The organism is Xanthomonas prunicola, assembly GCF_002846205.1.
In the GTDB taxonomy this organism is placed as follows: domain Bacteria; phylum Pseudomonadota; class Gammaproteobacteria; order Xanthomonadales; family Xanthomonadaceae; genus Xanthomonas; species Xanthomonas prunicola.
In genome coordinates, this window is sequence record NZ_PHKV01000001.1 from 833,051 (window position 1) to 859,992 (window position 26,942).

20 protein-coding genes are annotated in these 26,942 nt (G+C 64.1%); 5 read left to right on the plus strand and 15 right to left on the minus strand.

Annotation, left to right across the window (positions count from 1 at the left end):
• Positions 1-39: 39 nt before the first annotated feature.
• Together XpruCFBP8353_RS03695 and XpruCFBP8353_RS03700 are read left to right on the plus strand one after the other, a co-directional pair.
• Positions 40-969 carry a L,D-transpeptidase family protein gene (locus XpruCFBP8353_RS03695; protein ID WP_207759592.1) on the plus strand — a complete coding sequence of 310 codons (930 nt, stop codon included), beginning with the start codon at positions 40-42 and terminating at the stop codon, positions 967-969.
• A gap of 2 nt (positions 970-971) precedes the next feature.
• Positions 972-1,691, plus strand: a complete 720-nt coding sequence (locus XpruCFBP8353_RS03700) for a M23 family metallopeptidase (protein ID WP_101361955.1) — start codon at positions 972-974, stop codon at positions 1,689-1,691.
• A 113-nt stretch (positions 1,692-1,804) separates the two neighbouring features.
• On the opposite strand, the gene XpruCFBP8353_RS03705 is transcribed toward XpruCFBP8353_RS03700, so the two are convergent.
• Positions 1,805-2,569: an SDR family NAD(P)-dependent oxidoreductase gene (locus tag XpruCFBP8353_RS03705; protein ID WP_101362469.1), complete on the minus strand. Its 765-nt coding sequence runs from the start codon at positions 2,567-2,569 to the stop codon at positions 1,805-1,807.
• A gap of 34 nt (positions 2,570-2,603) precedes the next feature.
• On the opposite strand from XpruCFBP8353_RS03705, the gene XpruCFBP8353_RS03710 reads away from it, so the two are divergent.
• Positions 2,604-3,581, plus strand: coding sequence for a LysR family transcriptional regulator (locus XpruCFBP8353_RS03710; protein ID WP_162300964.1), 978 nt, complete (start codon positions 2,604-2,606; stop codon positions 3,579-3,581).
• A gap of 337 nt (positions 3,582-3,918) precedes the next feature.
• Here the strand turns inward: XpruCFBP8353_RS03710 and fhuE are convergent, their stop codons facing one another.
• Positions 3,919-6,102 (minus strand): ferric-rhodotorulic acid/ferric-coprogen receptor FhuE, encoded by a 2,184-nt coding sequence (fhuE, locus tag XpruCFBP8353_RS03715; protein ID WP_101361957.1) that lies wholly within the window; start codon positions 6,100-6,102, stop codon positions 3,919-3,921.
• A gap of 391 nt (positions 6,103-6,493) precedes the next feature.
• Here fhuE and XpruCFBP8353_RS03720 point away from each other — a divergent pair, with 391 nt between their 5' ends.
• A complete protein-coding gene (locus XpruCFBP8353_RS03720) occupies positions 6,494-7,486 on the plus strand; it encodes an alpha/beta fold hydrolase (RefSeq protein ID WP_101361958.1) in 993 nt (330 codons plus the stop codon).
• 106 nt (positions 7,487-7,592) lie between these two features.
• Here XpruCFBP8353_RS03720 and tkt read toward each other — a convergent pair whose 3' ends face one another.
• The 13 genes from tkt to XpruCFBP8353_RS03785 all read right to left on the minus strand — a co-directional run bounded on the left by tkt (position 7,593) and on the right by XpruCFBP8353_RS03785 (position 24,208).
• Complete coding sequence (tkt, locus tag XpruCFBP8353_RS03725) at positions 7,593-9,593, minus strand: transketolase (protein ID WP_101361959.1); 2,001 nt, start codon at positions 9,591-9,593, stop codon at positions 7,593-7,595.
• Between the two features lie 222 nt (positions 9,594-9,815).
• Positions 9,816-11,096, minus strand: a complete 1,281-nt coding sequence (locus tag XpruCFBP8353_RS03730; protein ID WP_207759567.1) for a dicarboxylate/amino acid:cation symporter — start codon at positions 11,094-11,096, stop codon at positions 9,816-9,818.
• A gap of 618 nt (positions 11,097-11,714) precedes the next feature.
• Positions 11,715-13,463: a BatD family protein gene (locus XpruCFBP8353_RS03735; RefSeq protein WP_101361961.1), complete on the minus strand. Its 1,749-nt coding sequence runs from the start codon at positions 13,461-13,463 to the stop codon at positions 11,715-11,717.
• Positions 13,460-15,292 carry a VWA domain-containing protein gene (locus XpruCFBP8353_RS03740; protein WP_101361962.1) on the minus strand — a complete coding sequence of 611 codons (1,833 nt, stop codon included), beginning with the start codon at positions 15,290-15,292 and terminating at the stop codon, positions 13,460-13,462. Before XpruCFBP8353_RS03740 ends, XpruCFBP8353_RS03735 begins: the two co-directional genes overlap by 4 nt.
• Positions 15,289-16,299, minus strand: coding sequence for a vWA domain-containing protein (locus XpruCFBP8353_RS03745; protein WP_101361963.1), 1,011 nt, complete (start codon positions 16,297-16,299; stop codon positions 15,289-15,291). Before XpruCFBP8353_RS03745 ends, XpruCFBP8353_RS03740 begins: the two co-directional genes overlap by 4 nt.
• Entirely contained in the window at positions 16,296-16,757 is a 462-nt protein-coding gene (locus XpruCFBP8353_RS03750) for a DUF4381 domain-containing protein (protein ID WP_101361964.1), read from the minus strand. Before XpruCFBP8353_RS03750 ends, XpruCFBP8353_RS03745 begins: the two co-directional genes overlap by 4 nt.
• A 2-nt stretch (positions 16,758-16,759) precedes the next feature.
• The gene (locus tag XpruCFBP8353_RS03755) at positions 16,760-17,722 is read right to left on the minus strand and encodes a DUF58 domain-containing protein (protein ID WP_101361965.1); all 963 of its coding nucleotides are present in this window, start codon (positions 17,720-17,722) and stop codon (positions 16,760-16,762) included.
• A 20-nt stretch (positions 17,723-17,742) separates the two neighbouring features.
• Positions 17,743-18,762, minus strand: coding sequence for an AAA family ATPase (locus tag XpruCFBP8353_RS03760; RefSeq protein ID WP_101361966.1), 1,020 nt, complete (start codon positions 18,760-18,762; stop codon positions 17,743-17,745).
• Between the two features lie 429 nt (positions 18,763-19,191).
• Positions 19,192-21,156, minus strand: coding sequence for a type IV pilus secretin PilQ (locus tag XpruCFBP8353_RS03765; RefSeq protein WP_101361967.1), 1,965 nt, complete (start codon positions 21,154-21,156; stop codon positions 19,192-19,194).
• 19 nt (positions 21,157-21,175) lie between these two features.
• Positions 21,176-21,709 carry a pilus assembly protein PilP gene (locus tag XpruCFBP8353_RS03770; RefSeq protein ID WP_007974439.1) on the minus strand — a complete coding sequence of 178 codons (534 nt, stop codon included), beginning with the start codon at positions 21,707-21,709 and terminating at the stop codon, positions 21,176-21,178.
• Positions 21,706-22,371, minus strand: a complete 666-nt coding sequence (locus XpruCFBP8353_RS03775; RefSeq protein ID WP_101361968.1) for a type IV pilus inner membrane component PilO — start codon at positions 22,369-22,371, stop codon at positions 21,706-21,708. Before XpruCFBP8353_RS03775 ends, XpruCFBP8353_RS03770 begins: the two co-directional genes overlap by 4 nt.
• On the minus strand, positions 22,368-23,150 hold the full coding sequence (locus tag XpruCFBP8353_RS03780) for a PilN domain-containing protein (RefSeq protein ID WP_101361969.1): 783 nt from the start codon (positions 23,148-23,150) through the stop codon (positions 22,368-22,370). The genes XpruCFBP8353_RS03775 and XpruCFBP8353_RS03780 overlap by 4 nt, the downstream gene beginning before the upstream one ends.
• The gene (locus XpruCFBP8353_RS03785) at positions 23,150-24,208 is read right to left on the minus strand and encodes a pilus assembly protein PilM (protein ID WP_101361970.1); all 1,059 of its coding nucleotides are present in this window, start codon (positions 24,206-24,208) and stop codon (positions 23,150-23,152) included. Before XpruCFBP8353_RS03785 ends, XpruCFBP8353_RS03780 begins: the two co-directional genes overlap by 1 nt.
• 214 nt (positions 24,209-24,422) lie before the next feature.
• Here XpruCFBP8353_RS03785 and XpruCFBP8353_RS03790 point away from each other — a divergent pair, with 214 nt between their 5' ends.
• Entirely contained in the window at positions 24,423-26,852 is a 2,430-nt protein-coding gene (locus tag XpruCFBP8353_RS03790; protein ID WP_162300932.1) for a penicillin-binding protein 1A, read from the plus strand.
• The last annotated feature ends 90 nt before the right edge of the window (positions 26,853-26,942 follow it).

Here is a 26,942-nt window from a genome sequence, read left to right on the forward strand (position 1 = left end):
GCTCGCGTCTGTTTGCTCGCCCTGTCATTGAGCGCTTCGTTGTCTGCGCTGGCACAGGCACAGCAACCTGCGCCTGCTGCCGCATCTGCGTCGACCGCAACGCCCGCCGCAAAGGCCGTCGCCACCGGCGCACGCTCGGATCTGCATGCGCAGGTGCTGCTGGACCGCGCGCATTTTTCCCCGGGCCAGATCGATGGCGAACGTGGCTCGAATCAGAAGCGCGCGGTCTCCGGATTCCAGGCCGCACACAATATCAAGGTGACGGGCGAACTGGACGACGCCACCTGGCAGGCATTGCAGGCCGACAACACACCGGCGCTGGTGCAGTACACGCTCACCGGTGCCGACGTTGCCGGCCCGTTCCAGGCGATTCCCAAGGGCCCGGCCGAACAGGCCAAGCTGCCTTCGCTCGGCTACGTCTCGGTGGATGAATCGCTGGGCGAGCGCTTCCATGTCGACCCTGCGCTGCTGCGCCAACTCAACCCCGGCGTGGATCTGAGCAAGGCCGGCAACGCGATCCAGGTTCCCAACATCGACGGCGTCGCCCCGCTGGCCAAGCCTGCCAAGTTGGTCGTGGACAAATCCGACTCGACGTTGCGCCTGTTCGATGCCGACGGCAAGGTCTATGCGCAGTTCCCGGTGTCGTCGGGCAGCAAGCACGATCCGTTGCCGATCGGCCGCTGGAAGATCCTGGGCATCTCGCGCGACCCGGTGTTCAAGTACAACCCCAAACTGTTCTGGGACGCGAAAAAGGGCGATCAAAAGGCGACGTTGCCGTCTGGCCCGAACAACCCGGTTGGCCGCGTGTGGATCGACCTGTCCAAACCGCATTACGGCCTGCACGGTACGCCGGAGCCCGGCCATGTCGGCAAGACCGAATCCCATGGTTGCGTGCGTCTGACCAATTGGGACGTGGTCAACTTGGCCAGCGTGGTCGGCCCGTCGGTCCCGGTGGTGATGCAGGAGTAAGCATGAAACTGCTGATGATTCTGGTTGCAGGGGTGGCGATCGGTGCAGGCGGCTATTGGTGGCTGGAACGCACGGCGCCGGAAGCAAAAGTTGAGCAGCCGTCCAGTACTTCAGCAATGGCGGCAGACAGCAATGCAGCAGGTGCCGCACGCATGGCAGCGCCTGCTCCGGCACCTGCGGCGACACCACCGGTTGCCGCAGCGCCAGCAACCGACGCGGCGCCAACCAACACGCCGGTGGCGTCGACACCAGCGCCAACGGCTGATGGCGCGGTACCAGGCAGCGCCCTGCTGATTCCGGTGCAGGGTATCGGTGCCAACCAGTTGCAGGACACCTTCACCGATGCGCGCAGCGAAGGCCGCGTACACGATGCCATCGACATTCTTGCCCCCACCGGCACACCGGTTGTGGCAGTTGCCGACGGTACGGTGGAAAAGCTCTTCACCAGCGACCGCGGCGGCCTGACCGTGTATCAGTTCGAGCCCGGCGGCACGTACTGCTATTACTACGCGCATCTGCAACGCTACGCCGATGGCCTGGCCGAAAAACAATCCATCAAACGTGGCCAGGTCATCGGCTACGTCGGCAGCACCGGCAATGCCGATCCGGCCGCACCGCATCTGCACTTCGAGATCCATCGCCTGGGCCCGGAAAAGCAGTGGTGGAAGGGCGAGGCGTTGAACCCCTACCCCATCCTGCATGGCGATCAGCCCCTGCAGTAGGCGACGCCGCAACCTGCGGCAAGCGTAGCAACGCACTGTCATCGTGCCCACGATCGAGCGGTGACCTGCAGACGGCGATGCCGTCCAGCCGCATCGCCGTACTGCCTGACAGATCAGATCAGCATCCCACCCGATACCTCGATACGCTGCGCATTGATCCAACCGGTGCCCGGCGCCAGCAGCGCCGCCACGACCGGTCCGATATCGTCCGGCAGCCCGGGGCGGCCCAATGCGGTGACCGAGGACACCATCGCGTTGACCTGCGCGTTGTCGCGGACGCTGCCGCCATTGAAGTCGGTTTCGATGGCACCCGGCGCCAGCGTATTGGCACGAATGCCGCGTGCGCCCAACTCTTTTGCAAGATAGCGGGTGAACACTTCCACCCCGCCCTTCATCATCGCGTAGGCCGACGAACCCGGCAGCGCAAAACGTGCAAGGCCACTGGACACGTTGAGGATGCGGCCGCCATCGGCGATCAGCGGCAGCAACGCCTGGGTCAAAAAGTACGGCCCCTTGAGATGGATATCGACCAGCGCATCGAACTGCGCGGGCGTGGTGTCGGCAATGGCCGCATGCAATCCGGTACCGGCGTTGTTGACCAGCGCATCGAACTGCGAGCGCCCCCAATCGGCCAACACGTCCTTCAGCTGTGCGACGAATGCGGGGAAAGTATCGGCCTGCGCGACATCCAGCAGCAACGCATGCGCGCGACGGCCCAGCGCCTGGATCTCGGCCACCACGGCGGCGGCTTCGCCGGCCTGGCTGCGGTAGGTCAGCACGAGATCGTTGCCTTCGGCAGCGAGCGCAAGCGCGGCGTTGCGGCCCAGGCCACGACTACCGCCGGTGATCAAGGTGATGGGTGTGGTGGTGGTCGACATCGGCACGCTCCATAAGTGGGTGTGGCCCAGCCTATTGCGCTTGCCGCCCTGCATAAATCGGCTCACGCTGATTGCACCGTTCAAGATAATCGACCAATCGATGGACACCACGGAATCGTTGCGCGCCTTCCTGCGCGTTGCCGAACTGGGCAGTTTCACCCGCGCCGCCGAGACGCTCGGCTTGCCCAAGGCCAGCGTCTCCACCGCCGTGCAGCGGCTCGAGGCGTCGCTCGGCACCCAGCTCCTGCATCGCACCACGCGGCGCGTTCAACTCACCGGCGACGGCGCGGCGTTCTATCAGCGCAGTCGCGACCTGCTCGACGACATGGACGAGTTGCACGCGATGTTTCAGCGCGAGCATGGGCAGCTGCGCGGTCGCCTGCGCGTGGACATGTCCGCCGGCATCGCGCGCAACTTCGTGATCCCCGCCTTGCCCGCGTTTCTGGCACGACACCCACAGCTGGAAGTGGAGATCAGCGGCACCGACCGCCGCGTGGATGTGGTACGCGAGGGATTCGACTGCGTGCTGCGCGTGGGCACGCTGGAAGACACCAGCCTGGTCGCACGCCCGCTGGGCGCGTTTGGCATCGTCAGTTGCGCCAGCGCCGATTATCTTGCCCGCCGCGGCATGCCGACGCGCCTGGACGATCTGGCGCAGCACGATCTGGTGCATTACGTGCCGACGCTCGGGCAACGCTCGCCCGGCTTCGAATATCGCGACGGCCAGAGCTATCAGGTGTTGCCGATGCGCGGCCCGGTGACGGTGAACAATGGCGATGCGTACCTGGCGGCCGCGTTGGCCGGACTGGGCATCATCCAGGCGCCGGCCAGCCCGTTGCGCCCGCATCTGGACAGCGGCGCCCTGATCGAAGTGCTGGCCGAGCTGGCACCCGAGCCGATGCCGGTCACGTTGCTCTATGCGCAACGCCGCCATCTGCCGCAGCGCGTACGCGCCTTCATGGATTGGGTTGCAGAGGTGATGGCACTGCATCTGCAGCCACTATCGCAATAAGCCACACGCGCATCAGCACAGCCTGCTGCGCGGCCACGGGAGTCATGCACAGCGAACGCCAGTATTGCGGTTCTCCTAGCGCACGCGCAGCGTCGTTCAGAGCAGGAGCGTCGCACAGCCGTTGTTTCGACAACACAGCACGCTGTCTCAAAGCAACACACCTGCATATCCTTGAGCTGCAGTGATCGCGCGATGAGCGTCACTGACAAGGCTGGTACGCGATATCTGCAAACCGCTCTGTGCCAGGCACACACAAAAAAGCACAGACATCTTTCGCAAGATGCCTGTGCCATGTACCAATCACTTCAGGCGTCACAACGCCCGATGTCGTTCTCAATCAGAACGTGTAGTTAAAAGTCAGCATGCCGTTGCGCGAGGCGCCCCATGCGCCATAGCCACCGTTGAACTGCGCGTAGTAGCGCTTGTCGAGCAGGTTGTCGACATTGAGCTGCACCGAGAACTGCGGCGACAGACGGTAGCGGGCGAAAGCACTGACCAAGGCGTAGGCACTCTGCTGGAACGTGCCGTATACCGGGTCCACGTAGTACGAACGGTTCTGCCAGTTGACACCGCCACCCACGGTCAAGTCGCTCCATGCCCCCTGCGGGGTGTAGCTGTTGAATAGCTTGATGGTGGTGCGCGGCAGATGCGTATTGATCGACGTGCCGCTGTCATCGCGGGCGGTGTAGTGCGAGGCACCGAACGTCGCATTCCAGCCAGCGATCACACGACCGGAAAGCTCGAAATCGAAGCCTTCGCTGACCACGCCGTTGGCGGCCTCGAATGCAGACTCGCTGCTGCCCGGCACGAAGCCGCCGGTGGCCACGCCCAGGTTGTCCTGCTCGATGCGGAACAGCGCCAGCGAGGCATTGAGCTGGTCGTCGAACCACGCTGCCTTGACGCCGGCTTCGTAGCCCTTGCCGCTCAGCGGGTCGAGGTAGCCGCCATTGGCATCGCGCAAGGTCTGCGGATTGAAGATTTCGGTGTAGCTGACGTAGGTCGACCACACATCGTTGATGTCATAGACCAGACCGGCATACGGCGTGACTTCGGTCTGGCTATCGGAGAACGGCACAAGCCCCTGCGCCGCATCGACGTTGCGGCCATCGATCTGCCAATCGGTATAGCGCGCGCCTACCAGCAGCGTCAGCGGATCGGCCAGCGAGAAGCGTGCGGCCACGTAGGCGGCCTTCTGCTTGATGGTGCCGTCGCTCTGCACCGTGCGCGGGCTCCAGTTGGGCTCCGGGTAGGCGCCGTTCCAGCCGAGGTAGCTGTCCAACGGCGCCGGGAAATCGAAGGTCCCGTTGTTGACGTACTCGCGGCGGTTGTAGCTGGCGCCGGCCACCAGCTGATGCTCGCGGCCGAACAGCTGGAACGGGCCTTCGGCGTAGACATCGGCGCCATCGGCCTTGCGCTCGGTCTGGTAGTTGCCCGAATACGGCACCACGCCAGCGCCGGTGGTGCGGTCGAAGCCGAAGATCGTGTAGTACGGATAGAACAGGTGATTTGACGCTTCGGTCTTCTCATGGCTGACGTTGGCCTTGAGGGTCCAACCGTTGTCGAAGCTCTGTTGCAGACTGGCGAAGGTACGCTGCAGGCGCGTGTCCCAGAACGTCCAGTCGGCGGCCGGATTGAACGAACGGTCGTAGTTGGTGCGGGTGCCATCGCTGTAGAACAGCGGGAAGCCGCCCCAGGTGACGTCGTCCGATTCCTTCTTCTGGTACTCGTAACCCACGCTCAACAAGGTGCTATCGGTGAGGTCGGCATCGATGATCGCCGAGCCGATCTTCTTGCGCAGGTTGTAGCGCTCCATGTCCGATTCGCCGTCCTGATACACACCGACCACGCGCGCACGCACGGTGCCTTCAGGGCTCAGCGGCACGGTGACATCGGCCACGCTGCGGGTCTTGTTGAAGTCGCCACCGCCCACCGACACGGTGCCGGTGAAGTCGCGGCTCACCGCATGCTTGCGCACCAGGTTGATCGAGGCCGACGGGTTGCCCGAGCCGGTCAACAGGCCGGTGGCGCCGCGTACCACTTCCACGCGGTCGTACAGCGCCACGTCCAGCGCCGAGTCGCCATAGCTCCAGGCCTGCTCCATGTACGCCGGGATGCCATCGAACTGGTAGTTGTCGATGTAGAAACCGCGCGCGTAGAACTCCAGTCGCTCGCTGTCGCTCTGCGCCACCGAGATGCCGGAGACGTTGTTGAGCACATCGGTGATGCTCTGCAGGTTCTGGTCGTCCATGCGCTCGCGCGTGACCACGCTGACCGACTGCGGGATCTCGCGCAGCGACAGGTTCATGCGCGTACCGGCCGTGGTCTTTTCCACCGTATAGCCCTTGACCTGCTCGCCCTGCACGTTCAGCCGGTCCAGGGTGGTGACGTCGGCTTCGCCGGCCGGGGTTTCGGCCATGGCCTGGCCTGCCGACAAGGTGCACAGCGCGGCGAACACCGCATGCGACAGCGCGCGCGGGCGCAGCCCAATGGGAAGAAGACGCATTACGGTAGGACGATTCATCACAGCTCCGGCGCAGACAGTCGAGGGCAAGCCGCCACGCGGAGGCGGCGGTAAACATGGGAAGGACGTGCCACGAGATCGCGGCAGCGCACCATTTTAATGGGAATGATTCACATTTTAAATAGCTGGATTGACATGTTTTTAGCACTTGCTTGACACAAGCGAGCGCTACCTGGCTGAAAGGGGCATTGCGCAACTCCCGGTCTGACCGCAGCCATTGCAGCCGAACGCGCATAGCCGCGACACTCGAAGCGCGAGCTGCTGAACAGGTGGCTGACGTAATGACGGAACGCAATGCGACGGGGATCACATGAAGAAATGCTGAATAGCTGTCGCTCTACTGCTGTTGTGCACGCCAGCAGTGAGCGCTGCGGAGTCAGAAAAACCGCCGTTGAGTGACGCTTGCCGGGTCCCCGGCAACGCCCTGCACGAGGCAGGTCTTGTCCAGATCGGAGGCATCCAGCAATGGGTCACGATCGAAGGTCAGGACTGCCGCAATCCGGTGGTGCTGATCGTCCATGGCGGGCCGGGCAACCCCAACACGCCGTTCGCGCATCGCCTGTTCGGCAGCTGGACGCGCGACTTCACCATCGTGCAGTGGGATCAACGCGGCTCTGGCAAGACCTACGCGGCAAGCAAACCTGCCGACGGCGAGACGCTGACGATGCAGCGGCTGACCCAGGACGGTAGCGCGGTCGCGCGCTATGCCACGCAACGGCTGGGCAAATCCAAGCTCATCCTGATGGGTGGATCGTGGGGCTCGGCACTGTCCGTCAACATCGCCAAGGCAAATCCCAACCTGTTCCACGCCTATGTCGGCACCGCACAACTGGTCGATTATCAGGACGATATGGCGGCCAGTTACGCCAAGACGCTGAGCCTGGCCCGCGCAGCCAGCGATGCGGACGCGATCGGCAAGCTGGAGACGATCGGCCCGCCGCCATGGACCAACCCGCGCAACTTCGGAGTCCTGAGGCGCCTGACGCGCAAGTACGAAGCCTTGAGTACCGACCCGGCACCGGAAGACTGGTTCACCTTCGCAGCGGAATACGACACGCCCGACTACCGTGCAGCCTATGAGGGCGGAGAAGACTATTCCTTCCTGCAGTTCGTCGGACTGGCAGGCGATGGCATGGGCCCGCAGATCGACCTGCGCAAACTCGGGCCGCAGTTCGCCATGCCGGTCTACCTGATCCAGGGCGAACAGGATCTGGTCACACCAGCCCAGATCAGCAAAGCTTATTTCGATGGTCTGTCCGCCCCGACTAAAGAGTTCCTACTGCTGCCACGGACCGGTCACGATCCCAACCCGCCGATGATGGACGCGCAGTTGAAGGTGCTGACCGGGATCCGCGCCTCGGCGCTCGCCAACGACGCGCACTGAAGCACGCCACGCTTCCGTTGAACGATGACGCACCGCGCATCGCTCACGAGATTCAACAAAAAAGCCGGCTTTCGCCGGCTTTTTCTTTAACGCAATACGCCAGGTCTTACAGCGCCTTGGCTGCCGCCACTACATGCTCGGCAGTGATCTTGAAGTACGCGTACAGCTGATCGGCCGGGGCCGACGCACCGAAGGTATCCATACCGACCACATCGCCATCCAGGCCGACGTACTTGCGCCAGAAGCCGGTCACGCCCGCTTCCACCGCCACGCGCTTGCGCACCGCGTTCGGCAGCACCGATTCGCGATAGGCCGCGTCCTGGCGATCGAACACGTCGGTGGACGGCATCGACACCACGCGTGTCTTCACACCGGCCGCATCCAGCGTCTTCTTGGCTTCCACCGCCAGACCCACTTCCGAACCGGTGGCGATCAGGATCACGTCCGGCGTGCCGCCTTCGGCCTCGGCCAGCACGTAGCCACCGCGCTCGATCAGCTTGAGCTGCTCGGCGCTGCGCGGCTGGTGCTGCAGGTTCTGGCGGCTGAACACCAGGCAGCTTGGGCCGTCCTTGCGGGTGATGGCGGCCTTCCAGCTCACCGCCGATTCCACCGCGTCGCCGGGGCGCCACACATCGTTGTTGGGGATGTAGCGCAGCGAGGCCAGGTGCTCCACCGGCTGATGGGTCGGGCCGTCCTCGCCCAGGCCGATCGAGTCGTGGGTGTACACGTGGATGGCATGGGCCGGATTCAACGCGCTCATGCGCACGCCGTTGCGCGCGTAGTCGCTGAACACCAGGAAGGTGGCATCGAAGGGAATGAAGCCGCCATGCAGCGCCAGGCCATTGGCGATGGCGGTCATGCCGAACTCGCGCACGCCGTAGTAGACGTAGTTGGCATCCGGGTCGTCGGTGGCCACCGACTTGCTGGCCTTCCACAAGGTCAGGTTGGAATGCGCCAGATCGGCCGAACCGCCGATCAACTCGGGCAGCAGCGGCGCGAACGCTTCGATCGCCAGCTGCGAGGCCTTGCGCGAGGCGATGGTCTGGCCGTCTTCCTGCGCCTTGGCGATGTAGGCATCGGCCTGGGCGATGAAGTCGGCCGGCAGCTCGGCGTGCGAGCGACGGGCCAGTTCGGCAGCTTCGGCTGCGTACTGCTTGCCATACTTGTCGAACAGCTGCTCCCACTCGGCCTGACGCAGCGTGCCGGTGCCACCTGCGCGCCAGCCGGCGTAGATTTCTTCGGGAATTTCGAACGGGCCGTACGGCCACTCCAGCGCCTTGCGGGCGCCCTCGAGTTCTTCCTTGCCCAGCGGCGCGCCGTGCGAGGATTCCTTGCCGGCCTTGGTCGGTGCACCGAAGCCGATCTTGGTGCGGCAGCAGATCAGGGTCGGCTTGTCGCTGTTTTCCAGCGCCGCTTCAATCGCCGCCTTGATCTTGTCGGCATCATGCCCGTCCACATCGCGGATCACGTGCCAGCCATAGGCTTCGAAACGCGCCGGGGTGTCGTCGCTGAACCAGCCGGCGGTGTTGCCGTCGATGGAGATCTGGTTGTTGTCCCAGAACGCCACCAGCTTGCCCAGGCCCCAGGTCCCGGCCAGCGAGGCGGCTTCGTGCGAAATGCCTTCCATCAGGCAGCCGTCGCCCATGAACACCCAGGTGCGGTGATCGACGATTTCCAGCTCAGGCCGGTTGTACCGCTGCGCCAGCAACTTTTCGGCCAGTGCGAAGCCCACGGCGTTGGCAAAGCCCTGCCCCAGCGGGCCGGTGGTGGTCTCCACGCCCGGAGTTTCGCTGCGCTCGGGGTGGCCGGCGGTCTTGCTGTGCAACTGACGGAACTGCTTGAGCTGCTCGATCGGCAGGTCGTAGCCGGACAGGTGCAGCAGCGCGTACTGCAGCATCGAGCCGTGGCCGTTGGACAGCACGAACCGGTCGCGGTTGAACCACTGCGGGTTGTTCGGGTTGTGCCGGAAATAATCGTTCCACAGCACTTCGGCGATATCGGCCATGCCCATGGGCATGCCGGGATGGCCGGACTTGGCGGCTTCGACCGCATCTGCGGCGAGAAAACGGATGGCGTTGGCCAGCTGGCGGCGGGTGGGCTGGGTCATGGGCGTCTATGGAAGCGGAGGGGAACACCGCAGGAAGCGGAGACGCTTATTCTCCCACACAGCGCGTTACGTGCATCGCGGGTCGGGAATGGAGAATCGGATGCAGTGTTGCCGCTGGGTCGATGCGATTACCCGCGCGCCAGCCACCGCACCGGTGCGGCAAGGCTGACCCTCACACTAAACGCCCGCAACAGCCTGCTTTCTTTAACGATTCCCGATTCCCTATTCCTCGCCCTTGGCCACCAAGGTCGTCAGCGCCAGATCCCCGGTCACGTTCAGCGCCGTACGGCACATGTCCAGGAAGTGATTGACGCCCAGGATCATGCCGATGCCGACCGGGTTGACCCCGACCATCGCGCAGATCAGCGCCACCACCGGCAGCGAGCCGGACGGCACGCCGGCGGTACCAATCCCGCCCAGGATGCAGACCAGCATCACCATGAATTGCTGGCCCAGGCTCAGATCCACATTGAAGAACTGCGCCAGGAAGATCACCGTCACGCCTTCGAAGAGCGCCGTGCCGTTCTGGTTGGCAGTGGCACCGACGGTCAGCACGAAACGCGACACCCGCGGCGGCAGACCCATCTCGTCGGCCACGCGCAGGGCGGTGGGCAGGGTGGCGTTGCTGGAGGCGGTCGAGAACGCCATCACCGTCGCTTCCTGGGTCTGGCGGAAAAAGCCCAGCGGCGAGCGCCCGGCGAATTTCACCGCCAGCCCGTAACTCACCACCATGTGCAGGCCCAGCGCCAGCACCACCACGCCCACGTAAGCGCCCAGGCGGACCAGCAGATCGAAGCCGAACAACGCCGCCAGGTTGAACATGAAGCAGGCCACCGCATACGGCGCCAGGCGGATCACCAGCCCGATCAAGGTCATCGAAATTTCGAAGATGCCCTCGATGCCGCGCCGCAGCGTGGCGACTTTTTCATCGGCGGTCAGCACCATGCCCACACCGAACATCACCGCAAAAAACATCAGCGACAAGATCGCGCCATTGCTGGACGCTGCCGCAATCACGTTGCTGGGCACGATCGACAACAGCATGTCCATGCCCTGCGGCTGGGTGCCGGAGCTGGAAATGATCTCGCGCGTCCGCTCGGCGTTTTCCTGGATCAGCTGATTGGCCAGTTGCGGGTCCACGCCCGCACCGGGCTTGAGCACGTTGACCAGCACCAGCCCCAGCAGCACCGCCACACCGGACAGCACCACGGTATAGCCCAGCGTGCGCCACCCCACCCGCCCGAGGGCGCGGATGTCGCCCATCTCGGAAATGCCCATGACCAGCGCCGAAAACAGCAACGGCACGATCAGCATGAAGATCAGATTGAGGAAGATCTGCGAAAACGGCGTGGTGACGTACTTGGTCACCAGACGCACCCAGTCGGCGTCGCTGCCGGCCAGGTAGTAAACAGCCAGACCCAACAACAGGCCAACGGCGAAGCCAATGCCCATCTTCCAATGCAGGGGCAGACCCGGGCGGCGCGTGGCTGGGGATGCTGTCATCTGGTCAGGCCTTGGTGGACACAAAGACCGAGCTTAACAAACGCCATGGATGGGGCCACCTACCCGGGGTGCCCCTGGGCACCTGCTGCGGCTAGGCGTTCCTATTGATGGTGGGTGATGCAGGCGTTGGAGCGGGCAATCGACCTGACTGTTCGGCACCTCACGAGACAACGGGAATCTCGTAGCGGCGCGTCTATGTCGTCAGATGCCTCAAGTCGAAAGCCTGGTGTGTCGGGTGAGAGGTGCCCTCGCCGCCCGCGGGCCACTTGGCGGCATGGATGCCGCCAAGGAGCGCACATGGACGGACTTGCAGCGAGTCCTGCGATGGTGAGCGGGCAAGGGCGCTGCAGAAAGCCCCAGCGCAACGCTCCTTCCTCTCGCCACACCATTGGAAGATCACGCGCATCCAACATCAACGCGTTATCAGCGCTGCAAGGCAGTGTCACCCTCCCAAAAACGCGTCAAAGCGACCGATGAAAACGTAGCCGACAGCTGCCATGCGAATGCGGATTGCACCCAAAAAATCGAAGTACCGTTCGTTGCAGACCATGCGTCACACCGGCTGGAGCCACGCGAGAGCTGCACAGCGATGTCTCGGTCACTCCAGGCCGCCGTCAATCAAGGCGCAGGCGGGTACAACGGCGCCAGCACCTCCGGCTCGGCCGCGCTCGCATGCCGCCAACGCGGCCCCTTGGCGAATGCCTCGCGCAAGGCGGTGCGCGCGCCGGTCACATCGCCATCGCCGCCCCAGCGCGCGCGTTGCATGCGCGCCACGGCTGCACGCTGCGCTGGGTCTGCCAACGCTGCCAACACTGCGTCGATGTCGGCAACGCCGGCCATGCCGCAGAGCACCGCCGCCACATCATCCATGCCGCCGGTATCGAGCGCACGGCGCAACTCAGCCACGCCGTGGGTCGCGCGTCTGCCAGCAACGGGCACAGCGCTGCCATTACCGTCATTGCCGCTTGATCTACCGCTCGAAGTACCACGCCGACGCATCAACGCCCACACCAGCGTGATGACCCACAAAAACGCAAACCCGATCGCGGCCGCGATCCAGCCCCATGGGGCGCGCGCAGACGATGGCGGTTGCAGGGCGAGCGTGCGATCCGTCGTCGGCGCCGATTGATCGGGCGCCGGGTTCACAGCTGGTGACGGCGCAGGTGTCGCAAACGCGCCGCTGCCCGCCGCGACATCCAGCGTCAGATCGGGCAGCGCCGCAGTCTTGGCTGCGCCTGCGGCCACATCCCACCATGCCACCTGCAACCCGGGAACCACCAACGGACCGGCGCGGTTAGGCACGATCGAATAGCGTCGGGTCAATCGCAGCTGCGGCGAGCCGTCCACGAAGCGTTCTTCAACCTGCGGCGGCTCGGCGAAGACCTGCGCGTCGGGCACGCTGGGCGTCGGCAATTCGGGAAACTGCGCCTGAGTAGCGCCGCGCGCACTGGCTTCCACGACCAATTGCGCCGCCTCACCGGCGGTCGCCCGCTGTGGCGTGGTCGTGTAGCGCAACTGCAGGCTGCGCAACGGCAGCCACGGCTGCGGCGCGTTGGCCGGTTGCGCACGCACCTGCAGCGGAATGCTGGCACTGCGCGCACTCAGCTCACCATTGCCGCGCCCGAAGTAATCGTCGAAAAACCCGCCCACCGAACGCCCGTTGAAGCGCGCCGGCGGCAGCAGCAGACGGCCGCTGCGCTCGGGCACCAGCAGATAGCGCCGCTCCACCACATTGTACTGGCGTCCATTGAGCACCTTGACCGAGCTGACGTCATCGCCGACGCGCTGCATCGATGCACCATCGGGAGCTTCAAGATCCAGCTCGCCCGATGCCAGTTGGTTGGCGAAGTACAACCGCACCACCACGCCCACGCTTTGCTGCACGTAGGGCTGCGTGTCGTCCACCCGGGTTTCGACGAAGGCCTCTTCATTGCCCTGCGCCGCACTCGGCGCGCCGGCAGCACTGCCGGAACTGCTGGCGGCATCGTTCGCCGACCCAACCACCTGCAAGCGCAGCGGCTCGGTGCGCTCGTGGCCTACGCGGATCGCCGGTACGATCAGTTCCCCACTCTTGCGCGGGGTCAGCACCACACCGAACAAGGCGCGCACCGTCACCGAACCATTGGTCACCTGCATCTGCTGATTCGCGCTCTTGGCACCCAGCGAGAAATCGCTGCGCAGTGGCGTGTAATCCGGATCGACGCCGCGTTGATCGGTTTCGATATTCAACATCGCCACGTCGCCGACATTGACGCTGTCGCGATCCAGCCACGCGCGCGTCACTGCACCCGCCGGCGCGCACGCCAACAGTGCAACGCTGGCCAGCATGCCGATCGCCGCGCGACGCAAGTGGTGTCTGCCGATCATCGTCCGTCCCGTTGCCTGCGTTCGTATTCGAGCCTGAATTTGGTGCGCAGCAGGCTGCCCGGATCGTCCGGCACCCGCCGCAGCCAGGCGTCCACCGCCTGACGTTGCTCGCGTTGTTCCGGTGTCTCGCTGGCGGCTGCGGCCTCCTGCTTGCCGCTTGCATCCGCCTGCTTGTCGCCCGCCTGCGCCATGGCCTGCTGCATCTTGCGACGCTGTGCCTCATCGGCCTGCTGCTGCGCCTTGGCATCGGCAGACTGCGGCGGCGTGTCCTGCTTGCGTTGCTCGCCCTGCCCGTTTCTGGACTGCGCCTCTTGCGACTTGCCGTCCTGCGGCGGCTGCGCATCAGAGGGCTGGTTCTTACCGTCCTGCGGGTTCTGCCCATCCTGGCCGGATTTCGTGTCCTGCTGATTCTGGCCCGACTGCTGTTGCCCTTTCCCATCCTGACCAGATTGTTTCTGATCCTTGGACTGGCCTTTGCCGTCCTGGCCTTTGCCATCGGTGTTGTTCTGCTGCTGACGCTTACGCGCCGCATCGACCGCCGCGCGATTGGCGATGGCATCCTGCTGCTTCGGATGTTGCTTGAGCGCACGATCGTAGGCTGCGATCGCGGCGTCGTACTGGCCCTGCCGTGCCAGCGCGTTGCCGAGGTTGTACAGCCCCTCATCGGTTGGCACCGCTTCGAAGGCCTTCTGTGCCGCTGCAAAATCACCCTTGCGATACGCCTGCACGCCGGCATCCAGACGTTGTTGTTGCACCTGATCGGCACGCTGCCACAAGGTGCCATCGGCCGCGTGCGCGGACTGCGCCAGCGGCAGCACGCAGACCATCGCCAGCACTGCCACCACCGCACGACGACGGAACGCCAGCAGGGCCAGCAGCATCACCGGCAGCACCAGCCAATAGCCTTCGTCGAGCCAGGTTTTGCCGCCATCGGACTCGGCAGTTTCCTCGGCCAACGGCTGTTGCGACGGATCGAGCACGCCCAAGGCGCGCAGATCCGCATCGTCCGGTGCGATGCGTGCATACCGTCCACCGCCCTGCCCGGCCAGGTCGCGCAGACTGCCTTCGTCGAGCTTGGCCTGCGCAATCTCGCCGCTGGCCATGCGATACGCTGCGCCGCGCTCGCCGCCAACGCCGAGCGCAGAGACGGTGAAGCCGCGCGAACGCGCCGTGCGCGCGGCACTTTCGGCAGAACGATCGGCACTATCGCTGACGAGCAGAATTGCGCCCTGTTTGAAGCCAGCTTGCTGCAACAACTGAGCGGCCGCAGCGATGCCCCGGTCCGCACGCTTGCCGTCCACCGGCATCACCGACGGCGAAAGCGCATCCAGAAACAAGGCTACATTGGCGCTGTCTTCGGTCAGCGGCGCAACCGTGAAGCTCTCGCCCGCATAGACCAACAATGCGACCTCGCCACCGGCGCGTTTACGCAGCAGCGTCGCCAATTTCGCGCGCGCCTGCAGCAGACGCGATGGCGGCAGGTCGGTTGCGTTGGCACTGGACGATAGATCCAGCACCACCACCAGCGGCATGCTGGATTGATAGACCGGGCGCTCGGTCTGGCGCCAACTCGGTCCACTCATCGCCACCACGGCCAGCGCATACGTCAGTGCGGCAAGCACGAACCCCAACCATCCGCGCCGACCGCCGGAGACCAATAATTTCGACAGCAAATGCGCATCCACGCTTTGCCGCCAGACGTCGGCATCGCGGCGACGCCAGTGCCACAACGCCGCCGCCGGCGCGATCGCCAGTAGCGCCCACATCAGCATCGGACGCATGAGATGTAACGCCTGCAGCGACCCGGCCAGCTCGGTCAACGCGTTCATCGCCACCTCCGCGGCAGCACATAGGCCACCAGCGCAATGACGATGGCCGCGCCCAATGGCCAGGAGTAGCGCTCCACGCGCGGCTGCACCGAAGGCCCGAGCCCCTTGACCGGTTCCAGCCGATCCAGCTCGGCATAGATGCCGGCGAGTTCTTCGGTGTCGCGGGCACGGAAGAAACGTCCTCCGGTCTGCTGCGCAATCTTGCGCAACCCGTCTTCGTCGATATCGTCATTGCCGCCGGCCGGAATCGGCACGCCGAACAAGGAGTAACCGCCACTGCCCCCGAACGCGATGGTGTGTACGCGCACGCCTTCGGCCTTGGCCAGTTCTGCGGCTTTCAATGGATTCAGCACGCCGGCGGTGTTGACGCCATCGGTGAGCAATACCACCACGCGCTGGCCCTGCTTCTGTTCGCGCAGGCGCTTGACCGACAATGCGATCGCATCGCCAATCGCGGTTTCGCGCCCGGCCAAACCCACCACGCTATCGCTCAATTGATCGCGCACGGAGGTCAGATCCGCAGTCAATGGTGTCAGCGCATACGCGCGTTGGCCGAATACCAGCAAGCCAACGCGGTCGCCGTCGCGCCGATCCAGAAAGTCCGACAGCACGGCCTTGGCGGCAGTGAGCCGGTCCACCACCTTGCCGCCGAGCACCATGTCCGGCTCGCTCATGCTCCCCGAAAGATCCACCGCCAACATCATCTGGCGCGCCTCGCGCGGTGGCTGAATCACTTCGCCCAGCTGCTGCGGACGCGCCAGCGCGGCACACAACAAAAACCAACCCAGCCACGCCAGCCAACGCGGCATCCGCAACGACGACGACGCGCTTTTCGCCTGCGCTACCGCCTGCAACTGCTCCGCATACGGCACACGTAGCGCAGCCGCATCGGTGCGACGTTGCGGCCAGAACCACATCAGCAACGGCAATGGCATCAACCACCATGCCCACGGCCATGCACAGTGCGCCAACGCATCCTGCCACTGCGACCACTGCAACCAGTTCATCGCCGGCCCCGCATCAGCGCCACAAAGCGCTGCCGCGCCAGCGCTTCTATCGCAGGCAGATCGCTCACCGCGGGCGCACGCTGGAAGCCGCCTTCCAGCACGGCCCGACCGGGGCCGTGTGAAAACACGTGGTCCTTGCTCTTGCGACCATCCAGAAACTGCAACCACGCATCGCCCTGCAAGCGATCGGCCTGCGGATCGACCCGGCGCGCCGCTCGCCGCAACAGCAACGACACAGCCGCCAGACGCTGTGCGGGCGTGGTGGCGCGCTGTAATTCCGCATCGAAGGCAGCCAGCCAGCGGCGCTGCCGTTGACGACGGCGCCACCACCAGACCCAGGCGCCAGCGAGCACCAGCACGATGACCGCGATCACCAACCACCAGCCAGGCGCCAGCGGCCACCACGATGGCGACGGCGGCAGATGGACATCACGCAGCGGCAGCGATTGCGGCGACATCGTCAGCGACTCCGTACGGTGGCGCTGCCGCCCAACCACGCATCGCTGGCGTCGTCGGTGGACAGTCGATGCAGGCGAACGCCGCGTGCCTGCAAGAGCGCGCTCAACTGATCCAGTGGCGCGACAAATTCCCCATGCCAGCGTGCTCGCCCGGCCTGCGTGGAGAGATCGATGGCGATGCGCTCGCCACCCACGTCGAAGGTGAGTGCACGTGCCGGTGGTGCAAGCTCCAGCGGATCGACCAGCACGATCACGACCACCTCGTGATGCAAGGCCAGCCCCGACCAACGCGTGGCAGAAATAGCACCGGCACTGCGCGCATCGGCCAGCACGGTCAGGCGCGCGCCGGGGCGCAACAGGCGCGCAGCATGATCCAGCGCGACATCCAGCCCCGCATCGCCGGACGGCGGCTGCGCATACCAACGCGCCAATGCATCCAGCACCGGCAATACGCCTCGCTGCCCCGAACGCGGCGCCACCGGCGCCTCGCCGGCGGTGCCACGCAATGCTGCGATCCGGTCGCCCTGGCGCTGCGCCAACCATGCTGCGACGGCGCCAGCACGTGCGGCCTGCACCGACTTGTAACGCACGCGCGTACCGAAGAAGAGTGCGGGCGAGGTATCGGCCACGATCAGGCTCAAGCGCTCGCGCTCGGCCTGAAATATCTTGGTGTGCGCTCGCCCGGTTCGCGCGGTGACGCGCCAATCGATATGCCGCGCGTCATCGCCGGCCACGTACTCACGCGACTCGGCATACTCCATGCCGCGCCCGCGCGTGGCGGCAGGCACCGGCCCCACCACCCCATGCCGGCCGCGTCCCGGTTGACCGCGATGAACTGCAGTGCCGCGCAGCGCAATCAATTCCGCGAGCGTTGGACGTAGCCCATCGCCAGCGACAGGCGACGGGGCGGTTGCAGGGAACGAGAACGGCATCGAAGACATCGGCGTCTGGCGAGAGGGCGGCATACCTCGGCGACGCTGCCCGATCAGGGCAGCGGAATCTTTTCGAGCAATGCGGCAACCAGACGTTCGCCATCCCAGCCTTCGGCTGTGGCCTCGTAGCTGGGCAGCACGCGGTGCCGCAGCACGTCCGGCGCAATGGCGCGGATATCGTCCGGCGTGACGTAGTCGCGCCCGGCCAGCCACGCACGCGCACGCGCGCAGCGCTCCAGCGCAATCGAACCACGCGGGCTGGCACCCCACGCGATCCGCCGCGCCAGTGCAGGGTCGTAACGCTGCGCATCGCGCGAGGCCAGCACAATTTCGATCAGATAGCGCTCCAACTGCGGCGCCAGATGCACATCCAGCACCACGCGGCGCGCCGCGAAGACATCTTCCAACGGAATCTTGTCGGGCACGGTCTCGTGCTTTTCCAGCGTATCGCGGGCGGCCTCACGTGCCAGCCGCAGGATCTCCGCCTCGGCGTCGGCCTGCGGATAACCGATGCGCACATGCATCAGGAAGCGATCCAGCTGCGCTTCGGGCAGTGGGAACGTGCCCTCCTGCTCGATCGGGTTCTGCGTCGCCATCACCAGAAACAGCTGCGGCAGCGCATAGGTATGCCGGCCGACCGTGACCTGCCGCTCGCCCATCGCTTCCAGCAACGCGGACTGCACCTTGGCCGGTGCGCGGTTGATTTCGTCGGCCAGCAAAATCGGGTGGAAGATCGGCCCGGGCATGAACTCGAACCGGCTATCTTGCGGGCGCCAGATCTCAGTACCGGTCAGATCGGCCGGCAGCAGGTCCGGGGTGAACTGCACCCGCGCAAAGTCCGCCTCCAGCCGCGACGCCAGCGCACGGATCGCAGTGGTCTTGGCCAAGCCAGGCGCACCCTCGACCAGCAGATGGCCATCGGCCAGCAAGGCGATCAGCAGCCGTTCGACCAGCGCGGACTGACCAACGATGCGCTGTGCCAGCGACTCGCGCAGCAAGGTGAATTGACGATGCAGCCGGTCCTCGGCGGGCGCGGCAACGGCTTCGGGGGGGAGCAGCGGCGGTGCGTTCATAGGCTCAGTGTGACCGATTCGAACGCGATTGGTTCAATTGCCGATGGCACCACGTTCAGTGAAGGCCAAACATTTGCAGTACGTCACGAAGGCTGAGCCGGAGAAGGTTACCGCCCCGAGGGCTGATGCCGCGGCCCGGGACAACATATCGGCATCCTTCTCCATTGCTTGGCGTTATGCCCGCCATTCAACACATCTTACAAAGCGACAAACGAGTTCGGATGCAACAAGTAGATTTTAAGAATAGTAACCAGGCACCGCTCCTGGGATCGCATCACGATTTAAAGGCATCCACGCCACTGATCCACGTCAAGAAAATTTTGAAGGAACGCCTTAAAGATAGAGTGCCATATGCGCCTCAGCACTCATGCCCCACAACGAAAAAGAGGCCGCTTTCGCGACCTCTTTTTCCTGTAGCCAGTGCAAGACTTAGCGGGTTGCGCTAGCCACACGAAGCACCTTGGGCGTTACAAACACAAGAAGCTCTGCCTTTTCCTTGCTACGACCACGCTTTTTGAACAAATTCCCCAAGAACGGAATGTCACCCAGGAAAGGAACCTTTGCGACACTCTCACGATCGGTGAACTCGTAAACACCGCCGATAACGACCGTCTCACCATCTGCCACCAGAACGGCAGTATTGACTTCGCGGCGATTAATTTCCGGCACGGTACCGTACTGCGGCAGCGTAATAAATCGAGCCACCTCGTCTTTTTTGACGTTCATGTTGAGGAAAACACGATTATCATTGGTGATCGTTGGCGTAACTTTCAGTTCGAGCAAGACTTCTTTAAACTGAACATTAGCCTGTGAGCCACCACCTGCGCCAGAACCACTAATCGTGACGTAGCCAATTTCGCGACCTTGCTTGATCACGCCTTCGCGTTGATTTGCAGTCACGATGCGAGGGTTGGAGACGACTTCACCGCGCCCTTCTTCCTGCATGGCAGAAAGCTCGATATCCAGATTGAAATTCGAGCCCAACAAGGTATAGGCCAGACCAGCGGCGCCACTGTTTGTAAAACCGCCAGCTCCAAGATCAATATTCAAACCTGACGGAAACAGAAATTGCGGGATGGTATTACTGGTTCCAGGCGAGGTTGCAGTCGCGGTACTCGCCAGTTCGTTGGCGCGCTGGGCCGATGTATTTTGGTAATTCACATTACTTTCCAGCGAACCGCTCAGGATTCCGCGCCCGGTCGCGCCCGAGACACCGAACCGTGCACCCAAATCACGCGCAAATGTATCGGTCGCAATGACGATCCGGCTCTCAATCAACACCTGATCCACGGGGCGATCGATATGTGAGATCAGTTCGCGCATCTGCGCGACCTTCTTCGGAATGTCGCTGATCATCAAGGTATTCGTGCGCTCGTCGGCAACCAAACGGCCGCGCGGCGACAGGAAGCCATTGTCCTGCTGCCCGGCACCACCTTGTCCACCCTGACCACCACCACCACCACCACCACCGCCAATCCCCTTCGCCTCGGTCAGCGCCTTAAAAATCACTGCCGCATTGTGGTAATTGATCTGCACATAATCGGTGATCAAGTCCTCACGGTTCTCGATCGCGATGCGGGCGTCTTCCTTGTCCTGCTCGAACTTGGCCAGTTCCGGCTGCGGGGCGACCCACACCACGCCACCGTCGCGGCGCTTGTCCAGGCCCTTGGCGCGCAACACGATGTCCAGCGCCTGGTCCCACGGCACGTTCATCAGGCGCAATGTGACATTGCCCTGCACGGTGTCGGAGGCGACGATGTTGAGGTTGGACTCTTCGGCGATCAGCTGCAGTACGGTGCGCACCGGCACGTCCTGGAAGTTGAACGTCACCGGGCGGCCGCTGTAGCCGCGCGCGGCGATCTGCGCGGCAGCCTGCGTGACTGCTGCCGGGCTCACACCGCCAACCGCCGGCTGGCCCTTGCGCGGGGTGATTTCCACCACGTATTCGTTGCCGGTCTGGTAGGCCAGCGAATCGAAGGCGCCCTTGGTCGACAGCACCAGCTGCGAACCGGAACCCGACGGCTTCACTTCCACGCGCTGCACCGGCGTTGCAAAGTCGGTGACATTGAGCGGGCGTTGCAGCTCGGCAGGCAGCCTGGCGTTGCTGATGTCCACCAGCACGCTATCGCCCTGCGTCCGCAGATCCGGGCTCGCGCCCTGGCCGTCGAACTGCAGTATCAGGCGGCCAGTGCCGTCTTCGCCGCGTTTGAAATCGATTTTGGAGACCGCCAGGCTCGCCGGAGCGACCTTGGCCGGATCGTGCGCGGGCTGAGTCAGCGCCACCGCGGCGAATGCGCTGCCACTCGCCAGAGCCAGCGCGAATCCCAACGCGCAGGCCTGGAAGATCGCGTGGCGTCGTACCGGACGCAGCCGCTGGGCATTGGAAAACGTCATCGTGCTATCCCCTATCACTTTATTGATCATCCAATGCGAGTGCGGCCGGCCGTTCAAGCCATCCACCCGCACCGTCCGGCACAAGTTCAATCAGCTCGATGCGGTCTTCATAGACCCCGGTCACCCGGCCATCGCTCTGTCCCAGATACACACCCGGGCGCACCCGGTAGGTCACCTTGTCAGGTGCCATCACCAATGCGATCAGGCCCGACCCGCCGCCAATGGTCCCCACCATGTCGAGGGCGTCGAGCGGAAAGGCTTCCAACGGTTCCTTGCGCCGGTTCGGATCCGGACGCGTGCCGTTGCCACCTTCCGCGCTGACCCAGGCATCGCTGAACGGGTCGCGCATCGCCTGCGCTGCATATTCGAATGTCTCGAACTGCTGCATCACCGGCAATGGTTCCAGTGGCGGCGCAGGACGCGCGCGCACCTCGGCAACCCAGGCTTCCAGATTCGGCGCGTCGCCCGGTGTGCTGGTCACACCGCGCGTGCACGCCGGCAGTACTGCAATTAGCGCCACGCAGGACAGGATCTTGAGCAGTTTCATGGTCATTGGCCGCCCTTCTTCGCAGCATTAGCCGCAGCCTTCTCCTGCTCGGCCATTTCCTCATCGTCCAGATAACGATAGGTCTTGACCGTGCCGGACAGCTCCAGCGCGCCGCGCGGGCCGATACCGGCCTTGGGATCCTTGGGCTTGAGGTTGATGTCGTGCATGGTCAGGATCACCACGCGCGGCAGCGATGCCACGCCGCTGACGAAGGCACCGAACTGGTGGTAGCTGCCCACCATGCGCAGAGCGATCGGCTTTTCGGCGTAGAACTCCTTCGGCGATTCCGGACCAGGCTGGAACAGCTCGTTGGACAGGCCGCTGGACAACGCGGTCTGCGAGATGTCGATGATCAGATCCGGCATTTCGGTCTTGCTGGGCAGCTGACGCAGCATCTGCTGCAGCACCTGCTCCATCTGCGCGAGCTGCTGCTTGAGCGGCTCCAGATTCACCGCGCGGCCCTGCTGGGTCTCGAACTCGGTGCGCAGCTGGGATTCGGTGCCTTCCAGGCCTTCGAGTTCATCGCGCTTGCTGCTGATCAACAGGAACCAGGCCAGCACCATGATGAACAAGCCGACCACTACGCAGAACACGATACGTGCCTGCTGCGGCCAACCACCGATGTTGTTGAAATCCAGATCGCTGAGCTTGAATGATTTCTTACTCATGACGCCGCCCCCTCCTGCGGCCGATTGGCTGGCGCCGGTGCTGCCTGCGTCGGTGCAGGAGCAGCGGCCGGCGGCGTTGCGGGCGCGGGCGCCGCTGCCGGAGCAGCAGGCGTCGCACCGGCAGGCGCTGCACCCGGTGCTGCGGTGCCCGGCGCGGCCGGATCCACTGCGCCCGGCGCGATGCCGTTCTTGTCAGCCTCGTTCGGATTGGCCAGCTTGACCTTGAGTGTGAACACGTACGGCAGCGTCTTGGTGTCCATCGACGAGGCGGCAGGTTGCCCGGCCTTGTCCTGGCTCTTGGCCTCGATGATCGACAGGTCCGGATTGGTCATCCAGCCCGAGCTTTCCAGGTTGCGCATGTACGCACTGACGCGCGCGTTGGATTGCGAGCGACCTTCCAGCGTGAGGATGTCGCCATCCTGCTTGATGTTGGTCAGCGCCACGCCATCGGGAATGGTGCGCACCAGCGAATCGAACAGGTGCACCATCTGCGAGCGGTTGGCCTGCAGTTCCTCGATCACCTTCTTGCGGGCAAGCAGGCGGTCCTTCTTCTTATCGAGTTCCTTGATCTCTTCGTTCTGCGCCTTGACCTTGTCGATCTCGGCGGTCAGGAACGCATTGCGCTCGGTCTGGCCGCTGATCTGCGCGTCGTAATAGAACCAGATCAATGCAGACAACAGCACCCCGCCCAATGCAGCGAAGCCGAGCATCGAATAGAACTCACGCTCGCGCGCCTTCCGGCGCTCTGCGCGCCAGGGCAATAGATTGATTCTTGCCATCAGTCAAAGCTCCTCAGGGCCAGGCCGGTGGCGATCATCAATGCAGGCGCATCCAGCGCCAGCGCATGGGCCTGAACCTTCGGACCCAGCGTCATCTGGGCAAGCGGGTTGGCGACCACGGTGGTCACGCCCAGTTGCTCTTCCACCATCTCCGGCAGGCGCGCCAGCGCGGCGCAACCGCCGGCCAGCACGATGCAGTCGACGCGGTTGAACTCGCTGCCCGCATAGAAGAACTGCAGCAAGCGGCTGATCTGCTGCACCGTGGCTTCCTTGAACGGCTCCAGCACCTCGACCTCATAGCTTTCCGGCAAACCGCCCTGGCGCTTGGCAAGGCCGGCTTCTTCGTAGGTGAGACCGTAACGGCGCATCACTTCATCGGTGAGCTGCTTGCCGCCGAAGACCTGTTCGCGGCTATACAGACTGCGACCGGAGCGCAGCACGATCAGCGTGGTCATGGTGGCGCCGATATCCACCAGCGCCACGACTGCGTCGGCAGCCACCGGCAATTCGCTGGCAACCAGGGCGAAGGCGTTTTCGACCGCAAAGGCCTCCACATCCATCACCTTGGCGGTCAGACCGCCGAGTTCCAGCGCGGACTGGCGCAGCTCCACATTCTCCGAACGCGACGCGGCCAGCAGCACCTGGACCATGTCCGGGCTGTTCGGCATCGGGCCCAGCACCTCGAAATCGAGATTCACTTCCTCGATCGGGTACGGAATGTAATTGGTGGCTTCCAGTTCGACCTGGGCCTCCATGTCGCTATCGTCCAGATCGGCCGGCATCGGGATCAACTTGGTGATCACCGCCGACCCGGCCACAGCAGCTGCCGCGTTCTTGGCCTTGCTGCCGGAACGGTTGATGGCGCGGCGAATGGCTTCGCCCACCGCCTCCACTTCGACGATGTTCTTTTCGACCACCGCGTTCGGCGGCAATGGTTCCACCGCGTAGTGTTCCACGCGAAAACGGTTTCCGCTGCGCGATAGCTGCAAGAGCTTCACGGCAGTAGAACTAATGTCGACACCAATCAGTGGCGACTGACTCTTGGGTAAAAGCCCCACGGTAACTCCCCTGCCGACGGGCACTTGGACGCATGTCTGCGCCCTCGTATTAATAATCAAATTTTAACAGTTGACAAGCCCTTCACGCGCTAGGCAATGACCCGGCGACGTGACCCCAGTGCTGTCTTCTGCGATCCCCAGAGTTCGGCCCCAGCCAAACTCGGCGTCATCTATACTCTGTGACCAAGAAATCTGCAATCGGAATCTCTCTTACATGCCCCGTATTCGCCGTTGGCTGGGCTGGGTCCTGGCCACGCTCGTTGTGCTCGCACTGCTCGGCGCTATTGCTGCCGGCGGCCTGTATTACGCCATTTCCTCGAAGTTGCCGGACGTGCAGTCGCTCAAGCAGGTCGAGCTGCAGGAGCCGATGTACGTCTATTCCAGCGACGGCCGCCTGATGGCCGTCTATGGCGAGACCCGGCGCTACCCCATCCAGATGAAGGACGTGCCGCTGCGCCTGAAGCAGGCCTTCCTGGCGACCGAGGATGCCCGCTTCTACGAGCACGGCGGCGTGGACTACAAGGGCATCGCCCGCGCGGTGTGGCTGCTGACCACCACCGATGCCAAGCGCGTGCCTGGTGGGTCGACCATCACCCAGCAGGTGGCGCGGCAGTTCTTCCTGAGTTCCGAATACAGCTACACCCGCAAGCTTGCCGAGATCCTGCTGGCGCGCAAGATCGAGAGTGAGCTGAGCAAGGACGAGATCTTCGAGCTGTATCTGAACAAGAGCTTCTTCGGCAATCGCGCCTACGGCGTCGGTGCCGCCGCCGAGTACTACTACGGCAAGAAGATGAGCGAATTGAGCCTGGACGAGATGGCTTCGCTGGCCGGCATCCCCAAGTTCCCATCCAGCGGCAACCCGATCAGCAACCCTGAGCGTGCGCAGGAACGTCGCGACTACTACGTCCTGCAGCGCATGGCCGACCTGGGCTTTGTCAGTCAGGCCGAAGCCGATGCCGCCAAGGCGGTGCCGATGCATGCCAAGCCGCACGAGCCGCCGGTGGAGGTGTACGCCCCTTACGTGGCCGAACTGGTGCGTCAGGAAATGATCGCCAAGTACGGTGGCGATGTACTCAACAAGGGCTATCACGTCACCACGACCATCGATTCGACCCTGCAGACCGGTTCGGATGTAGCGATCGCCGATGGCTTGCGCGTTTACGATCATCGCCATGGCTGGCACGGCGTAGAGCAGCACTTCGATGTGGCCGCCGATGCGGACGCGCCAGCACTGGCCAAGCACCTCGCGGGTGCGTTCACCCAGGGCGGCCTGCGCGCGGTGATCGTGGCGCGCATCAATCCCGATGGCGGGGTCACGGTCGTGCAGAGCGACAAGACCGAACTGACCCTGCCGGCTAGCGCCAGCAGCTGGGCCGGCAAAACGCCGGCCAAGCTGCTGACCCGTGGCGACCTCACCCGCATCCGCGCTGGCGAAAAAGAGGGCGAATGGATCATCGACCAGTTGCCGCGCGGGCAGGTCGCGCTGGTCTCGCTGGATGCCAATAGCGGTGCCCTGCGCGCACTGGTTGGCGGTTTCAGCTTTGCCGGCAACAAGTTCAATCGTGCCACCCAGGCACGCCGCCAGCCGGGCTCGAGCTTCAAGCCGTTCGTGTATGCGGCCGCATTCGAGAAGGGCTTCAACCCTGCCTCGATCGTACTGGATGCGCCGGTGGTGTTCCGCGACCGCCGCGGCAAGACCTGGTCGCCGCAGAACGACGGCGGCGGTTTCCGTGGCCCGATGCGCTTGCGCGAAGCGCTGGTGCAATCGCGCAACCTGGTGTCGGTACGCCTTTTGGATGCGATCGGCGTCGATTTTGCACGCAAATACATCAGCCAATTCGGTTTCCAGGAAGCCGAGTTGCCGCCCAACCTGTCGATGTCGCTGGGCACCGCGTCGCTGACGCCGCTATCGGTGGCACGCGGCTACGCGGTGTTCGCCAATGGTGGATCGCGCGTGGACACCTGGATCGTGGATGAGGTGAAAGACCGCGACGGCAACGTGGTGTTCAAGGAAGTGCCTGCGGTGGCCTGCCGCACCTGTGCGTTGCAGGGCGGCACGGCCGCGCCGGTGAGCCAGGTCGTGGACGGGTTCAACTTCGGCGCCCAGGCGCCAGCCACGCCGCCTGCGGCTCCGGCAACCGAGGCGGCGCCGACGCCGGCACAAACCGCACCGACGGCGATCGCCGAAACCAAGATCGCGCCACGCGCCATCGATGCGCGCACCGCTTACCAGCTGGTGTCGATGATGCGCGACGTGGTTCAGCGCGGCACCGGCACCGCGGCCAAGGTACTGGGGCGCGAAGACGTGGGCGGCAAGACCGGCTCCACCAACGATCACCGCGACGCCTGGTTCTCCGGCTTCGGCGGCCCCTACGTCACCACCGTGTGGGTGGGCCGCGACGACTTCCGCTCGCTCGGCTATCGCGAGTACGGCGGCAAAGCGGCGCTGCCGATCTGGATCGACTACATGCGCGTCGCACTCAAGGACAAGCCGATCGCCGCCAATGACCCGCCCGAGGGCATGACCCAGGCCACCATCAATGGCGCGGTCGAATGGGTGAAGAACGAAGATCTGGACCGCCTGCAGGATTACGACTACGGCCTGCAGGAACAACAGGACGAGAAGGCGTTCGATATCTTCTGACGACACGGGTTCGGGAATCTGGAGTGGGGAATCGTGACAGCGCAGCTGTTCGGTTCCCCAATTTTTTGGGTTACCGATTGAAAAGGGGCT

Coding starts and splice junctions, on each gene's coding strand:
- XpruCFBP8353_RS03770 (WP_007974439.1), bottom strand. CDS start 21,709: ATGACCATGAAACTGCTCAAGATCCTGTCCTGCGTGGCGCTAATTGCA.
- XpruCFBP8353_RS03775 (WP_101361968.1), bottom strand. CDS start 22,371: ATGAGTAAGAAATCATTCAAGCTCAGCGATCTGGATTTCAACAACATC.
- fhuE (WP_101361957.1), bottom strand. CDS start 6,102: ATGAATCGTCCTACCGTAATGCGTCTTCTTCCCATTGGGCTGCGCCCG.
- XpruCFBP8353_RS03745 (WP_101361963.1), bottom strand. CDS start 16,299: ATGAACTGGTTGCAGTGGTCGCAGTGGCAGGATGCGTTGGCGCACTGT.
- XpruCFBP8353_RS03700 (WP_101361955.1), top strand. CDS start 972: ATGAAACTGCTGATGATTCTGGTTGCAGGGGTGGCGATCGGTGCAGGC.
- XpruCFBP8353_RS03750 (WP_101361964.1), bottom strand. CDS start 16,757: ATGTCGCCGCAATCGCTGCCGCTGCGTGATGTCCATCTGCCGCCGTCG.
- XpruCFBP8353_RS03790 (WP_162300932.1), top strand. CDS start 24,423: ATGCCCCGTATTCGCCGTTGGCTGGGCTGGGTCCTGGCCACGCTCGTT.
- XpruCFBP8353_RS03740 (WP_101361962.1), bottom strand. CDS start 15,292: ATGAACGCGTTGACCGAGCTGGCCGGGTCGCTGCAGGCGTTACATCTC.
- XpruCFBP8353_RS03755 (WP_101361965.1), bottom strand. CDS start 17,722: ATGCCGCCCTCTCGCCAGACGCCGATGTCTTCGATGCCGTTCTCGTTC.
- XpruCFBP8353_RS03760 (WP_101361966.1), bottom strand. CDS start 18,762: ATGAACGCACCGCCGCTGCTCCCCCCCGAAGCCGTTGCCGCGCCCGCC.
- XpruCFBP8353_RS03705 (WP_101362469.1), bottom strand. CDS start 2,569: ATGTCGACCACCACCACACCCATCACCTTGATCACCGGCGGTAGTCGT.
- XpruCFBP8353_RS03780 (WP_101361969.1), bottom strand. CDS start 23,150: ATGGCAAGAATCAATCTATTGCCCTGGCGCGCAGAGCGCCGGAAGGCG.
- XpruCFBP8353_RS03730 (WP_207759567.1), bottom strand. CDS start 11,096: ATGACAGCATCCCCAGCCACGCGCCGCCCGGGTCTGCCCCTGCATTGG.
- XpruCFBP8353_RS03735 (WP_101361961.1), bottom strand. CDS start 13,463: ATGATCGGCAGACACCACTTGCGTCGCGCGGCGATCGGCATGCTGGCC.
- XpruCFBP8353_RS03765 (WP_101361967.1), bottom strand. CDS start 21,156: ATGACGTTTTCCAATGCCCAGCGGCTGCGTCCGGTACGACGCCACGCG.
- tkt (WP_101361959.1), bottom strand. CDS start 9,593: ATGACCCAGCCCACCCGCCGCCAGCTGGCCAACGCCATCCGTTTTCTC.